Genomic DNA, 13,376 nt, shown 5'->3' on the forward strand with positions numbered 1-13,376 from the left:
CGGTCGCACTCCGCCGACCGTCGCTTAGGCTCTCTCGAATGAGCACCACCACGTCCGCCGACCGCTCCGCCCGCGGCAGGCCGCGCCGCCGTCGCGGCCTCTGGATCACGCTGATCGTCCTCCTGGTCCTGCTGATCGGCGCCGTCGTCGCGGTGCTCCTCGGCGTGCGCACCTACGACAAGGCGATGACCGTCCGCGACAAGCTGACCGAGGCGATCCCGCTGGTGTCGCAGGTGACGGACAGGCTGACGACGTTCGACACCTCCGGTGCGGAGGAGACCGCGGGCCGGATCGCGACCCTCACCGGCGAGGCGCGCGATGAGACCGAGGACCCGGTGTGGCGGGTGATGGAGGTGGTGCCCGTCCTCGGGCCGAACCTGTCCGCGGTCCGCGCCGCGACCGAGATCGCCGACGACGTCTCCGGCCGGATCGTCACGCCGCTCTCCACGACCTCGCTCGACATCCTCAAGCCCGTCGACGGCAGGGTCGACCTCGCGGCGATCACCGAGCTGTCGCAGAAGATCACCGTCGCCAAGGAGGTCGTCGACGCGGCGCAGACCCGCGTCGAGGGCATCGACCGCGGCCCGCTGGTGCCGCAGGTCGCCTCCGCGCTCGACTCCTTCACTCCGCAGCTGGCCACCGCGACCGCGGCGATGGAGCAGGTCGAGCCGCTCACCGCGATCCTCCCCGACTCCCTCGGAGCGTCCGGTCCGCGCCACTATCTGGTGATGTTCCAGAACCTGGCGGAGTCGCAGGCTCTGGGCGGCGGCGCGTCGTCGGTGATGCAGCTCGACGTCGACGGCGGCGCGATCTCGATCGGCCGTCAGCTGGGCAGCGGCGACTTCCGCGGTCTGGCTCCCGTCACCGTCGACCAGAGCGCGCTCGACACCATCGGCGAGAACATGGCGACGACCTTCAACGTCTCGACCAGCCGCCCCGACTTCCCGACGGCCGCCTCGATCGCCTCGCAGTTCTGGGCGCAGAAGTTCCCCGAGCAGAGGATCGACGGCGTCCTCGCGATCGACCCCGTCGCCCTCTCCTACCTCCTCGGCTCGACCGGGCCGGTGACCCTCACCGACGGCACGGTCCTCACGAGCGAGAACACCGTCTCGACCCTGCTCAACGAGGTCTACTTCCGCTACCCGGAGTCGGTCGTGGCCGAGCGCACCGACGAGTTCTTCTCGGAGGCGAGCGCGACGGTCCTGGGCAAGATCCTCGGCGGGGAGATGGAGCCGACGAAGATGCTCCCGGCGATCGTGAAGGCGGTCGACGAGAGCCGCATCCTCGCCTACAGCTCCGACGCCGACGAGCAGGCGCTCCTCGCGCCCACGCCGATCGCGGGGGTCCTGCCGCAGACGACGACCGACGGCACGACCACCGGGGTGTTCTTCCAGGACGCCTCGGGCGGCTCGAAGATGGACTACTACCTGAGCACGGCGGTCACGCAGTCGAGCGCGGGCCGGTGCGCCGCCTCCGGCGCGGTCTTCACCACCTCCGTCACCGTGACCAACACGATCTCGAAGGCGGTCGCTCGGACGCTGCCCGGCTACGTCGCCGCGGCCGGCGGGCGCGGTGCGTACCCTCTGGGCGACTTCGTCACCAACATCTACGTCTACGGCCCTCCCGGGACCACGGTGTCGAGCGCGGCCTGGGCCGACGGCACGGGCTACGGACCCGAGAGCCTCGACGACCTCGGCCGTCCCGTCTCGAAGGTCGCGGTGCAGCTCTCGCCCGGCCAGTCCGAGACGTTCGACGTGCAGTTCAGCGCCGGCGACGCCTCCGGCTTCGGAGACCAGGCCGTGCGGGTGACCCCGATGATCAACCCCACCGCGGTGACGCTGAACGACGAGCCCGCCTGCGGCTGACCTCGCCGGCGGTCGGCGCCCCGGGTCGGTGCTGGACCAGCGCCGACCGCTCCGACCGCTGACGCGCCCCCGGGTCGGTGCTGGACCAGCGCCGACCGCTCCGACCGCTGACGCGCCCCCCGGGTAAGTGCTAGACCAGCGCCGAACCGGGGATCGAGCTCGTCACGAGCGAGGAGGCGAGGAACGCGGTGGCGATGCAGAGCACGAACCCGATGACCGGCACGAGGAACGCGCGTCGGCCCACGAGGTAGCGCACGACCGTCACGGCTACGGCGATCAGCGTCAGCGCGGGCGGCCCGATCAGCGCGATCGAGACGCCCCAGTCGATCCGGTCGAAGTCGCAGGCGAAGTTCTGGCCCTCGCACTGCGCGGGGAAGACCGAGAGGATCGCGGCGAGGTAGCCGAGCACGATCGTGAGCAGGCCGAGGGCGAGGCAGCCGAGGATCGAGAGCACGAGGTCCCAGCGGCGCCGGCGCGGCTTCCCGGCGGCGATGATCTCGCCCACCGAGCGGTAGGCGTCGGACCGGAACTCGTCGTGCGCGGCTCCGGGACGGGCGGTCGCGGGGCGGGCGGTCGCAGGGCGGGCCGTCGCGGGTCGGGCGGCGGGTCGGGAGGCGCCGGCCGAGGCGGCCTGGGCCCGCGCGCGCTTCTTCTTCGACGAGGCCATGCTCAGAAGATCATCGGGCGGTCGTCGTCGAGGGTCGTCTCCAGGTCGAGGTCGACCACCACCGGGACGTGGTCGCTCGGGGCGTCGCCCTTGCGCTCGTCGCGGTGGATCGAGGCGCCGGTGACGAGCTCGCCGAACGCGGGGGAGCCGAGCACGAAGTCGATCCGCAGCCCCTCGTTGCGCGGGAAGCGGAGCTGCTTGTAGTCCCAGTAGGTGTAGCCCTCGGGCACGAGCGGGCGGACGACGTCGCGCAGGCCCGCGTCCTCGAAGGCGGCGAAGGCGGCGCGCTCGGGGATCGAGACGTGCGTGGATCCGGGGCCGAGGCTCGGGTCGCCCACGTCGCTGTCGAGCGGCGCGACGTTCCAGTCGCCGACCAGGGCGAGCGGCAGGTCGGGCTCGGCGGCCAGCCACTCGCGGGTGCTCGCCTCGAGGGCCGCGAGCCACTCGAGCTTGTAGAGGTAGTGCGGGTCGTCGACCGCGCGGCCGTTCGGGACGTAGAGGCTCCAGACGCGCACGCCGTCGACCGTGGCGCCGATCGCGCGGGCCTCGAGCGGGTAGGAGCCGTCGGCCGCCGCCTCCTTCGCGAAGCCGGGCATGCCCGGGAAGCCGACCTGCACGTCGTCCATCGGCAGGCGCGAGGCGATGCCTACGCCGTTCCACTGGCTGAGCCCGACCATCTCGACGTGGTAGCCGGCGTCGGCGAAGGCCTCGTGCGGGAACTGCTCGGGCTTGCACTTGAGCTCCTGCATGGCGAGGACGTCCACGTCCTCGCGCACGAGCCAGTCGACGACGCGGCCGGTGCGGGCCCGGATGGAGTTCACGTTCCAGGTGGCGATGCGCATCCTGGAAGTGTAGGAGCCGCCGCCGACACGTCTCCTGCGCGTCCTCCGCGCGTCCCGGCGGCCGCGGGCCGGGGGAGTCATCCCCTCGGCGGATTGCGGAACCGGTGTCGGTGGTCGATGGTTGTCTAGCGCCGTACCGACCGGCCGTTCGTCGCGCCGTCCGGACGCCGCCGTCGCCCGCGCCGTGCGGGCCCGACGGGCTCCCCGGCGCTCCGCGCTCCCCAGCCCGGTCCCCTCCCCTCCCGCTCCTGCTCCGCCCCTCCGGAGGACCCATGATCCTGCTCCGCCTCGCCTCCGCCTACGCGAAGCCCTACGCGCGCTGGGTGGCCGCCGTCGTCGTGCTGCAGCTCGTCGCGACGCTCGCCGCGCTCTACCTCCCGAGCCTCAACGCCGAGATCATCGACCAGGGCATCGGCCGCGGCGACACCGACTTCATCTGGGGAACCGGCATGACCATGCTCGGCGTCTGCGTCGTGCAGGTCGCCGCGGCGATCGGAGCCGTCTACTTCGGCGCCCGCACCGCCATGTCCGTCGGCCGCGACCTGCGCCGCGACGTCTACCGCCGCGTCGACTCCCTCAGCGGGCTCGAGGTCGGCGGCTTCGGCACGGCCACCCTGATCACCCGCGGCACGAACGACGTGCAGCAGGTGCAGATGCTCGTGCTGATGACCCTCAACTTCATGGTGTCCGCGCCGATCATGTGCGTCGGCGGCATCGTCTTCGCCCTGCGCGAGGACGCCGGCCTCTCCTGGCTGGTCTGGGTGTCGGTGCCGCTGCTGTTCGTCGTGGTCGGCTTCCTGGTGTTCCTGCTGCTGCCGCTGTTCCGCCTCATGCAGGACCGGATCGACGGGATCAACAGCGTGCTGCGCGAGCAGATCACGGGCATCCGCGTGGTGCGCGCCTTCGTGCGCGAGCCGTTCGAGTCCGAGCGGTACCGCAAGGCCAACGCGGCGATCACCGAGGTGTCGATCAAGGTCGGCAACATCTTCGTGCTGATGTTCCCCGCGATCATGATGATCCTGCACCTGGCCACCGCGGCCGTGCTGTGGTTCGGCGGGCAGCGGGTCGACGCCGGTCAGATGCAGGTGGGCTCGCTCACCGCGTTCCTGCAGTACCTCCTCCAGATCCTCACCGCCGTGATGATGGGCGTCTTCATGGTGATGATGATCCCGCGCGCGGTCGTCTGCGCCGAGCGGATCCAGCAGGTGCTCGACGCCCGCACCAGCCTCACCACACCCGTGGGCGGAGTCCCGACCCCCGCGCGCGGCCGCGTCGAGTTCTCCGGGGTCGTCTTCGGCTACCCGGGCGCCGAGCGCCCCGTGCTCTCGGGCATCGACATCGTCGCGGAGCCGGGCCGCACCACGGCCGTCGTCGGCTCCACCGGCGCCGGCAAGACGACCCTGCTCGGCCTCGTGCCGCGCCTGTTCGACCCGCAGGAGGGCACCGTCACGATCGACGGCGTGCCCGTCTCCTCCCTCGACCGGGCGCAGCTCGCCGAGGTGATCGGGCTCGTGCCCCAGCGCCCCTACCTCTTCTCGGGGACGATCGCCTCGAACCTGCGCTTCGGCCGCCCCGACGCGACGGACGCCGAGCTGTGGGAGGCGCTGCGCATCGCCCAGGGCGAGGACTTCGTGCGGAGCAAGGAGCACGGGCTCGACGAGCCGGTCTCGCAGGGCGGCACCAACGTCTCCGGCGGGCAGCGCCAGCGGCTCTGCATCGCGCGCGCCCTCGTCGCGAAGCCGCGGGTCTACCTGTTCGACGACTCGTTCTCGGCGCTCGACGTCGCGACCGATGCGCGGCTGCGGGAGTCGCTGGCCGACGCCACCACCGACGCGACCGTGATCATCGTGGCCCAGCGTGTGTCGACCATCCGCCACGCCGACCAGATCGTCGTGCTCGACGCGGGCCGCGTCGTCGGCCGCGGCACGCACGACGAGCTCCTCGAGACGAACGCGACCTACCGCGAGATCGTCGAATCCCAGCTGAGCGTCGAAGGAGTGTCCTGAGATGGCGCGCACACGCGACACCACCGCCCCCGAGGAGACGACGTCCCCCGAGCCCGAGTTCGAGCCCGGCGAGGGCGACGGCGGCATGTTCGGGGACGGGCCGCCCGCCCGCAAGGCGCAGAACTTCTGGCCCTCGGCCAAGCGCCTCTTCTCGCTGCTCGGCCCCGAGCGCGCCCGGATGGTCCTCGTGGTCGCCCTGGTCTCGCTGTCGGTCGTCCTCACCGTCATCGCGCCCAAGATCCTCGGGCAGGCGATGGACACGATCTTCAACGGCGTGATCGGCTCCCAGCTCCCCGCCGGCGTCCCGCTCGAGCAGATCATCGAGCAGCAGCGCGCCTCGGGCAACGGCACCTTCGCCGACATGCTGGCCAAGACCGACATCGTGCCCGGCGCGGGCATCGACTTCGTGGTCCTCGGCCGCCTGATCATCATCGTGCTGCTGATGTACGTCGTCGCGTCGGTGCTCATGTGGGCGCAGGGCTACATCCTCAACGGCCTCGTGATGCGGGTGGTCTTCGGCCTCCGCCAGGACATCGAGGCGAAGCTCAACCGCCTCCCGCTGCGCTTCTTCGACACCCGGCAGCGCGGCGACGTGATGTCGCGCGTCACGAACGACGTCGACAACATCCAGACGGCGCTGCAGCAGGCCTTCTCGCAGCTGGTGCAGTCGGTGCTCACCATCATCGGCATCGCCGCGATGATGTTCATCGTCTCGTGGCAGCTCGCGCTGATCGCGCTGATCTCGATCCCGCTCTCGGGCGTGATCGCGGGCGTGATCGGCGCCCGCTCCCAGAAGCTCTTCGCCGCCCAGTGGAAGAACACGGGCGCGCTCAACGGCCACATCGAGGAGACCTTCTCCGGGCTCGAGATCGTCCGCGCCTTCGGCCGCGACCGCGAGATGCTCGAGGAGTTCGACCGCCGCAACGACAGCCTCTACACCGCCTCGTTCGGCGCCCAGTTCGTCTCGGGCATGATCATGCCCGCGATGACCTTCGTCTCCTACCTCTCCTACGTGCTCATCGCCGTGGTCGGCGGCCTGCGGGTCGCCTCAGGTCAGCTGACGCTCGGCGACGCGACCGCGTTCATCCAGTACTCGCGCGAGTTCACCCAGCCGGTGACCCAGCTGGCGAGCATGGCGAACATGCTGCAGTCCGGCGTCGCCTCGGCCGAGCGCACGTTCGAGCTGCTCGACGCCGAGGAGCAGGAGCCGGAGACGGCGACCGCGTCGCTCCCGCAGCGCACCGACGGCCACGTGGAGTTCGAGGGCGTCTCGTTCTCGTACGACCCGGAGCAGCCGCTGATCGAGGACCTGACCTTCTCGGCGCAGCCCGGGCAGACGGTCGCCATCGTCGGTCCGACCGGGGCGGGGAAGACCACGCTGGTCAACCTGGTCATGCGCTTCTACGAGCTCACCGGAGGGCGCATCCTGCTCGACGGCGTCGACATCACGAGCCTCGCGCGCGGCGATCTGCGCTCGCGCGTGGGCATGGTGCTGCAGGACGCGTGGCTCTTCCAGGGCACCATCCGCGAGAACATCCGCTACGGGCGCCTGGAGGCGACCGACGAGGAGATCGTCGACGCGGCGAAGGCCACCATGGTCGACCGCTTCGTGCGCCAGCTGCCCGACGGCTACGACACGGTGCTGGACGCCGACGGCGGCAGCGTCTCGGCGGGCGAGCGGCAGCTGATCACGATCGCGCGCGCGTTCCTCGCGAACCCGTCGCTGCTGATCCTCGACGAGGCCACCTCCTCGGTCGACACCCGCACGGAGCTGCTCGTGCAGCACGCGATGAACGCGCTCCGCACCGACCGGACCTCGTTCGTCATCGCGCACCGGCTCTCCACGATCCGCGACGCCGACACCATCCTGGTGATGGAGTCGGGCCGGATCGTCGAGCAGGGCGCGCACGAAGCGCTGCTGAAGCAGCACGGTGCCTACTACGAGCTCTACATGACGCAGTTCCGCGGAGGAGGCGACGAGGCGGGCGAGCACGCCGCAGCGGGCGCGCTCCCGAGCGGGGGAGGGGTCGCCCCGTAGAGTAGGCGCGTGACCGACGCACGCCAGCAGCTCATCGAGTACATCGGCTCCGACGCCGTCTTCCACGGGGACTTCACCCTCACGAGCGGCAAGAAGGCGTCGTACTACGTCGACCTGCGCCGCGTGAGCCTCGACCACCGCGTCGCGCCGCTGATCGGGCAGGTCATGCTCGACCTCATCGCGCCGATCGAGCGCGTCGACGCCGTCGGCGGCCTCACCATGGGCGCCGACCCGATCGCCGCCGCGATCCTCCACCAGGGCGCCGCCCGCGGTCTCGCCTACGACGCGTTCGTCGTGCGCAAGGAGCCCAAGGACCACGGCCGCGGCCGGCAGGTCGAGGGCCCCGACCTCGAGGGCAAGCGCGTCGTCGTCGTCGAGGACACGTCCACCACCGGCGGCTCGCCGCTGAAGGCGATCGAGGCCCTGCTGAAGGTCGGCGCCGAGATCGCAGGAGTCGCCGTCGTCGTCGACCGCGCGACCGGGGCCCGCGAGATCATCGAGGACGCCGGCTACCCGTACTTCGCCGCGATCGGTCTGGCCGACCTCGGCCTGAGCTGATGGTCGACGAGGGGGGACGCGGCGGGGGCCCGGGAGGCGGCGACCACCCGGAGCCGGAGCGCCGCGGGTCCGAGGGCCGCGAGCCGGAGGGCCGCGAGCCCGAGCTTGCCGGATCGGAGACCTCCGAGCCGGAGCGTGCCGAGCCGGAGCGACCCGAGCCGGAGCGTCCCGTCGGCAGCAGCGAGTGGCTGCTCCAGCAGCTCAGCGGCGGCCGCCTGAAGAGCATCTTCGATTCGCCCCGCCCCGTCCCTCCCGTGGAGGAGTCGCGCGCGGAGCGGACGTCCGGTCCTGCTGAGTCCGCAGCCGACGAGGCCCACGTGTCAGCGGAGGAGCGGAGCGTTGCGAGCGAGTCGGCCTCCTCCGCCGACGCGGCCGGACCGTCGTCGAGCGCCCGCGACCGCGACAGCAACAGCGACAGCGACAGCAACTCCGACGCGGCGCCGCGCCGTGCCCCTGCCGCTCCGGTCGGCCTGTGGCCGGGGGAGCCCGTGCTGAGTGCGACGCCCGCCGCCGAGGAGGCCGGCGGCGACCTCCCGAACCCCGCGGACGACTCCGCTCCGGTGGGGGAGCAGGACGCCGACGCCGACCGCGGAACGGTCGCGGAGCCGGAGCGCTCCTCCGGCCGCGACGGCGTCCCCGCCGAGGGACGGAGCTCTCCGGGCCCTGACACGGGAGCCCCCGACACGGGAGCCCGCGCCATGGGAGCGCCCGAGACGGGTGCCCGTGAGGCGAGTGCCCGCGAGACGGGTGCCGGTGGGACGACTGCCCGCGAGACGAGTGCCTCCGACGAGGACGACTCCGACGAGGACGCCTTCGACGCGTTCTTCGCCCCCCTCCGCGACGACGACGCGGAGGGCTCCGACGCCTCCGCCGGCGCCGGCCGCACCGAGGTGCACCGCCGCGGGGCGGACTCCGTGCGCCCGGTCCTGCCGCACACCGACCCTCCCGCCGACCTGCCGACCGCCCCCGCCGGACTCCGCAGCGCCCACCGGCCGGACGACGAGCCCGATGCCGGATCCTCGACCGACGTCGACCCGGCGGGCCGCTCCGGCGTCCCCTCCCCCGCCGACGGACGCCCGGTCGGCGCGACCCCGCCGACTCCGCGCGAGCCGACTCCGCCCGCCGTCTACGAGTGGCCCGACCCGCGCGGGGACTGGGACCAGCCGCCCGTGTGGGAGCAGGTCGTCGCTCCGCAGGACGAGCCCGACGAGGACGGCGGCGACGAGGAGCTGTGGCGCGAGACCGCCGGCGCCTACTCGTGGAACCTCGAGCCGGCCGCCGAGCCCGCCGACCGCGCCGAGCCCGCGCCCTTCCGCACCGCTCCCGCGGTCGCCCACGTCAACGCCGCTCCGCCGCGGAAGCGCCGCTCCGCCCGGTCCCGACCCGAGAGACGCGAGCGCGACTCGGCGCCCGCCGCAGCACCCGCGTGGCGCACGCTCAGCCGACGCCGGCTCCTGATCGGCCTGATCGCGGCGGGTGCGGTGATCCTCCTCGCCGGGCTCTTCGCGATCGGCATCGCCGTCGGGAGCGCCGGCGGCCGAGCAGAGCCGCAGGCCGCCCCGGTCGTCAGCGAGACGCCCACGGCGGAGCCGACCCCCTCGCCCACGCCGACCGCGACCCTCCCGACCGTCGGACCGCTGCCCGTCGGCACCTGGGCCTGGAGCGCGCTCCTCGGCGGCGAGTGCGTCGAGCCCTTCGACTCCGTCTGGGCGGAGGAGTTCACCGTCGTGGACTGCGCGGGGGCCCACTCCGCCCAGCTCGTCTCCACCGCGGAGCTGACCGACGCGGCGTTCCCCGGCCAGGACGCCCTGGCCGTCACCGTCTCCTCGCTCTGCCAGGCGCAGGGCGTCGTGGACGTCGCCGCGGCCGAGACCTACGGCGACGTGCAGGTCGCCGGTGCGTTCCCCGTCACCCAGGAGCAGTGGGACGCGGGCGAGCGCAACTACTACTGCTTCGTCGACCGGGCGGGCGGCGGCGAGCTGACCGGCTCCCTCGCCGGCACCCCCGCGGCCTGACGCGCGCCGTCACTCGGACCTCGGAGGATGCCGCCGGGCACCGGCCCGGTGCACCCGGCCGAGCCGCGGAGCGCCCAGTAGGATCGCTCGTCGTGCAGGAGAACGAGGCGACCCCCGCGACCGGACCCACCGCCTCCGTGGAGCTCACCACGAACGGCGTCGGCCCCTGGCAGGGGGAGTGGCCCGAGGACGACCGCCTCGACCCGGAGCTGCTGGAGCGCGGCGACGCGCGCAACGTGGTCGACCGCTTCCGCTACTGGCGGATGGACGCGATCGTCGCGGAGCTCGACCGCACGCGGCACCCGTTCCACGTCGCGATCGAGAACTGGCAGCACGACATGAACATCGGCTCGATCGTCCGCAGCGCCAATGCGTTCGGCGCGGAAGGCGTCCACATCGTCGGCCGGCGGCGCTGGAACAAGCGCGGCGCGATGGTCACCGACCGCTACCAGCACGTCCAGCACCACGAGACGGTGGCCGACCTCGTGCAGTGGGCCGCGGAGGCGGACGTGCCCCTCCTCGCCGTCGACAACGTCCCCGGCTGCGTGCCGCTCGAGACCTACCGGCTCCCCGAGCGCTGCCTCCTGCTGTTCGGGCAGGAGGGACCCGGCCTCTCGGAGGAGGCGATCGCCGCCTCGGAGGCCGTGCTCGAGATCACGCAGTTCGGCTCGACCCGGTCGATCAACGCCTCGGCGGCGGCAGCCGTCGCGATGCACGCCTGGGTGCTGCAGCACGTCCGCTTCTGACCCCCGCGAGCCGCGGTGCCGTGTCAGGAACCGGCGCCCGGCCCGCTGCCGGGCCGCCGGGACTCAGACCGCTGAATCCGGCGGGAACTCCGACTCCAGCGGCTCCGACGACAGGAGCTCGTGCACCCCGCTCAGCACCTCGTCCGGGCGGAACGGATAGCGCTCGATCTCGGCCTCGTCGCTGATCCCCGTCAGCACCAGCACGGTGTGCAGGCCCGCCTCGATGCCCGCGACGATGTCGGTGTCCATCCGGTCGCCGATCATCCCGGTGTTCTCGCTGTGCGCGCCGATCTTGTTCATCGCCGAGCGGAACATCATCGGGTTCGGCTTGCCGACCACGTACGGATCCTTGCCCGTCGCCTTCGTGATGAGCGCCGCGATCGCCCCCGTCGCCGGGAGCACGCCCTCGGCGCTCGGCCCCGTCGCATCGGGATTGGTGACGATGAAGCGCGCACCCGCGACGATCAGGCGGATCGCCTTCGTGATCGCCTCGAAGCTGTAATTGCGGGTCTCGCCCACGACCACGTAGTCCGGCGCCGTCTCCGTCATGATGAAGCCCGCCTCGTGCAGCGCGGTGGTGATCCCCGCCTCGCCGATCACGAACGCGCTCCCGCCCGGCTTCTGCGACGCGCAGAAGTCCGCCGTCGCCAGAGCGCTCGTCCAGATCCGCTCCTCCGGCACGTGCAGCCCCGACCCGCGCAGCCGCGCCGCCAGATCCCGCGGCGTGAAGATCGAGTTGTTCGTCAGCACCAGGAACGGCGTGCCCGAATCGGTCCACTCCTGGATCAGCTCGGGCGCGCCGGGGAGCGCCTTGTTCTCGTGCACCAGCACGCCGTCCATGTCCGTGAGCCAGGCCTCGACTTCACTGCGGTTCGTCGCCATGGGTCGATGCTATCGGCGGCACCCCCGCGCACGACGGCGACGACCGGCGAACCGCCCGGCTCCCTCCGCTGACGCCCCTGTGGAGGGACGACCGTCGTGCGCCGGACGGCCGGACCCCGGACCCGCACAGCCCCGAGCGGGATAGCCTGGGAGGCATGAGTGGCGAGAACCTGCTGGGCCCCGAACCGACCCTCCTCCCCGACGAGCCCGCGGTCACCGCGGCCCTCGCGAAGCACGCGAACCCGGGAGCCGTCGAATTCGCCGCCCTCGCCGCCGCCCACCCGCGCTCCCCGCTGGCCTGGGCACTGCTCGCCGACAGCGTCTGGGGCATCGACGCGGCCCTCCCCTCCTACGCCTACGCCCGCGTCGGCTACCACCGCGGCCTCGACCTCCTCCGCGGAGCCGGCTGGCGCGGCCAGGGCCCCATCCCCTGGCGCCACGGACCCAACCGCGGATTCCTGCTCTCCCTCTACGCCCTCCGCCGCGCCGCCGACTCCCTCGGCGAGACCGAGGAGGTCACCCGCCTCACCCAGTTCCTCCAGCAGGCCGACCCGATCGCCATCGAGGAGATCGAGCGGTACCACGAGGACGCGTTACCCCCTACCGCCGCCATCATCATCCTCGGCAACGACTAGGCGCCGCCCGGGTGCAGTTCTGGCTGCGTTGTCGTCGGGCGCCGTAGCGCCGCTACGGCTTCCTCCTCCGCCTTGCCAGAACCGCACCCGGACGCCGCCTAGCCCTGTGCTGGTGGGGTGGGCGCCGTGCCTGCGGCACGAGCGCGGGGCGCCGTGCCGGGGGCACGAGCGGCCGCGGGGGGCTGGAGCGGGGGGCCGTGCCGGCGGCACGAGCCTGCTCGCGCGGGAGTGTGGGGGCCGTGCCTGCGGCGCGAGCCTGGTCGGGGGGAGTACGGGGGCCGCGCCTGCGGCGCGAGCCGGGTCGGGGTGGAGGAGTCGGGCCGTGGTTGCGGCACGAGCGTGGTGCGGGTGCTGGAGGGTCGGGCCGTGCCTTCGGCACGAGCCGCCTCGGGCGCTGGGGTGTCGGACGTGCGTTCGGCGCGAGGCCGGCCTCGGGTGGCGGGTGATCTAGGCGGCGCGAGAGGGCTGCGGCAGGATGGGGGGATGGACGGCGGGGCGGTGGAGCGGCTTCTCGAAGGGCTTCCGGGAGCGGAGGCGGGGTTCCCGTTCGGGGAGGGGATCCGGGTGTGGAAGGTCGCGGGGAAGGTCTTCGCGCTCGAGTCGGAGCGGTTCGGGCGGCCGGTCGTGAGCGTGAAGGCGCTGCCCGAGAACGTGGTGCACCTGGTCGCGGGGGTCGACGGGATCGAGCCCGGCTACCACTTGAACAAGAAGCACTGGGTCACCGTCGACGCCGGCGGGACCGTCGAGCCCGAGCTGGTGCTCGAGCTCATCGAGGAGTCGCACGCGATCGTGGTCGCGAACCTGCCGAAACGGCTCCGCCTCGCCCTCGACGGCACGGCGTCCGGATCGCTGAACGAGGACGTCTGACAGCGGCCGGGACGCGCAGGGCCCGGACGCGCAGATCCCGAACCGGCCGAGCCTGGACGCGCTGTGCCCGAGGCCCCGACGGAGCACCGGACGCCTGACGGTGCCCGCGCGCGCAGTGCCTGGACGCGCGGGTGCACAGGACCCGCGAGGGAGCTCCGACGCCTGACTGCAGCTGGACGCGCACCGCCCACGACGTCCAGCGCCCGGGGCGTACGACGACCCCTGGATGCACGGAATCCCCCGCCGCAGCAGGGG

The 13,376-nt window shown here is 72.7% G+C and carries 11 protein-coding genes; 8 read left to right on the plus strand and 3 right to left on the minus strand.

Annotated features, from left to right (window positions below; all coding sequences use genetic code 11):
* Nucleotides 1-38 precede the first annotated feature (38 nt).
* Nucleotides 39-1,865, plus strand: coding sequence for a DUF4012 domain-containing protein (locus C5C49_RS09275; RefSeq protein WP_104247973.1), 1,827 nt, complete (start codon nucleotides 39-41; stop codon nucleotides 1,863-1,865).
* A gap of 130 nt (nucleotides 1,866-1,995) precedes the next feature.
* Here the strand turns inward: C5C49_RS09275 and C5C49_RS09280 are convergent, their stop codons facing one another.
* Nucleotides 1,996-2,532: a hypothetical protein gene (locus C5C49_RS09280; RefSeq protein WP_104225727.1), complete on the minus strand. Its 537-nt coding sequence runs from the start codon at nucleotides 2,530-2,532 to the stop codon at nucleotides 1,996-1,998.
* A 2-nt stretch (nucleotides 2,533-2,534) separates the two neighbouring features.
* Nucleotides 2,535-3,374 (minus strand): exodeoxyribonuclease III, encoded by an 840-nt coding sequence (locus C5C49_RS09285; protein WP_104346020.1) that lies wholly within the window; start codon nucleotides 3,372-3,374, stop codon nucleotides 2,535-2,537.
* 272 nt (nucleotides 3,375-3,646) lie between these two features.
* On the opposite strand from C5C49_RS09285, the gene C5C49_RS09290 reads away from it, so the two are divergent.
* The 5 genes from C5C49_RS09290 (at nucleotide 3,647) to C5C49_RS09310 (ending at nucleotide 10,737) form a co-directional block, all read left to right on the plus strand.
* The gene (locus C5C49_RS09290; protein WP_104346021.1) at nucleotides 3,647-5,380 is read left to right on the plus strand and encodes an ABC transporter ATP-binding protein; all 1,734 of its coding nucleotides are present in this window, start codon (nucleotides 3,647-3,649) and stop codon (nucleotides 5,378-5,380) included.
* A gap of 1 nt (nucleotide 5,381) precedes the next feature.
* On the plus strand, nucleotides 5,382-7,418 hold the full coding sequence (locus tag C5C49_RS09295; RefSeq protein ID WP_104346022.1) for an ABC transporter ATP-binding protein: 2,037 nt from the start codon (nucleotides 5,382-5,384) through the stop codon (nucleotides 7,416-7,418).
* Between the two features lie 9 nt (nucleotides 7,419-7,427).
* Nucleotides 7,428-7,976: an orotate phosphoribosyltransferase gene (gene pyrE / locus C5C49_RS09300; protein ID WP_104222804.1), complete on the plus strand. Its 549-nt coding sequence runs from the start codon at nucleotides 7,428-7,430 to the stop codon at nucleotides 7,974-7,976.
* On the plus strand, nucleotides 7,976-9,991 hold the full coding sequence (locus tag C5C49_RS17450; RefSeq protein ID WP_104346023.1) for a septum formation family protein: 2,016 nt from the start codon (nucleotides 7,976-7,978) through the stop codon (nucleotides 9,989-9,991). Before pyrE ends, C5C49_RS17450 begins: the two co-directional genes overlap by 1 nt.
* Nucleotides 9,992-10,083: 92 nt before the next feature.
* The gene (locus tag C5C49_RS09310) at nucleotides 10,084-10,737 is read left to right on the plus strand and encodes a TrmH family RNA methyltransferase (protein ID WP_104282714.1); all 654 of its coding nucleotides are present in this window, start codon (nucleotides 10,084-10,086) and stop codon (nucleotides 10,735-10,737) included.
* A gap of 63 nt (nucleotides 10,738-10,800) precedes the next feature.
* Here the strand turns inward: C5C49_RS09310 and C5C49_RS09315 are convergent, their stop codons facing one another.
* Entirely contained in the window at nucleotides 10,801-11,619 is an 819-nt protein-coding gene (locus C5C49_RS09315; RefSeq protein ID WP_104225721.1) for an HAD-IIA family hydrolase, read from the minus strand.
* A gap of 155 nt (nucleotides 11,620-11,774) precedes the next feature.
* Between C5C49_RS09315 and C5C49_RS09320 the strand changes: the two genes are divergently transcribed.
* Nucleotides 11,775-12,254, plus strand: a complete 480-nt coding sequence (locus C5C49_RS09320; RefSeq protein ID WP_104256003.1) for a DUF3151 domain-containing protein — start codon at nucleotides 11,775-11,777, stop codon at nucleotides 12,252-12,254.
* A 483-nt stretch (nucleotides 12,255-12,737) separates the two neighbouring features.
* Nucleotides 12,738-13,121 (plus strand): MmcQ/YjbR family DNA-binding protein, encoded by a 384-nt coding sequence (locus C5C49_RS09325; RefSeq protein WP_104258040.1) that lies wholly within the window; start codon nucleotides 12,738-12,740, stop codon nucleotides 13,119-13,121.
* The last annotated feature ends 255 nt before the right edge of the window (nucleotides 13,122-13,376 follow it).

This window comes from Rathayibacter sp. AY1E2 (genome assembly GCF_002932325.1).
Taxonomy (GTDB): Bacteria; Actinomycetota; Actinomycetes; order Actinomycetales; family Microbacteriaceae; genus Rathayibacter.

What these genes read in the sequence shown, in the direction of transcription:
- C5C49_RS09275 (WP_104247973.1), top strand. Translation starts at nt 39, where the DNA reads ATGAGCACCACCACGTCCGCCGACCGCTCCGCCCGCGGCAGGCCGCGC.
- C5C49_RS09280 (WP_104225727.1), bottom strand. Translation starts at nt 2,532, where the DNA reads ATGGCCTCGTCGAAGAAGAAGCGCGCGCGGGCCCAGGCCGCCTCGGCC.
- C5C49_RS09285 (WP_104346020.1), bottom strand. Translation starts at nt 3,374, where the DNA reads ATGCGCATCGCCACCTGGAACGTGAACTCCATCCGGGCCCGCACCGGC.
- C5C49_RS09290 (WP_104346021.1), top strand. Translation starts at nt 3,647, where the DNA reads ATGATCCTGCTCCGCCTCGCCTCCGCCTACGCGAAGCCCTACGCGCGC.
- C5C49_RS09295 (WP_104346022.1), top strand. Translation starts at nt 5,382, where the DNA reads ATGGCGCGCACACGCGACACCACCGCCCCCGAGGAGACGACGTCCCCC.
- C5C49_RS17450 (WP_104346023.1), top strand. Translation starts at nt 7,976, where the DNA reads ATGGTCGACGAGGGGGGACGCGGCGGGGGCCCGGGAGGCGGCGACCAC.
- C5C49_RS09315 (WP_104225721.1), bottom strand. Translation starts at nt 11,619, where the DNA reads ATGGCGACGAACCGCAGTGAAGTCGAGGCCTGGCTCACGGACATGGAC.
- C5C49_RS09320 (WP_104256003.1), top strand. Translation starts at nt 11,775, where the DNA reads ATGAGTGGCGAGAACCTGCTGGGCCCCGAACCGACCCTCCTCCCCGAC.
- C5C49_RS09325 (WP_104258040.1), top strand. Translation starts at nt 12,738, where the DNA reads ATGGACGGCGGGGCGGTGGAGCGGCTTCTCGAAGGGCTTCCGGGAGCG.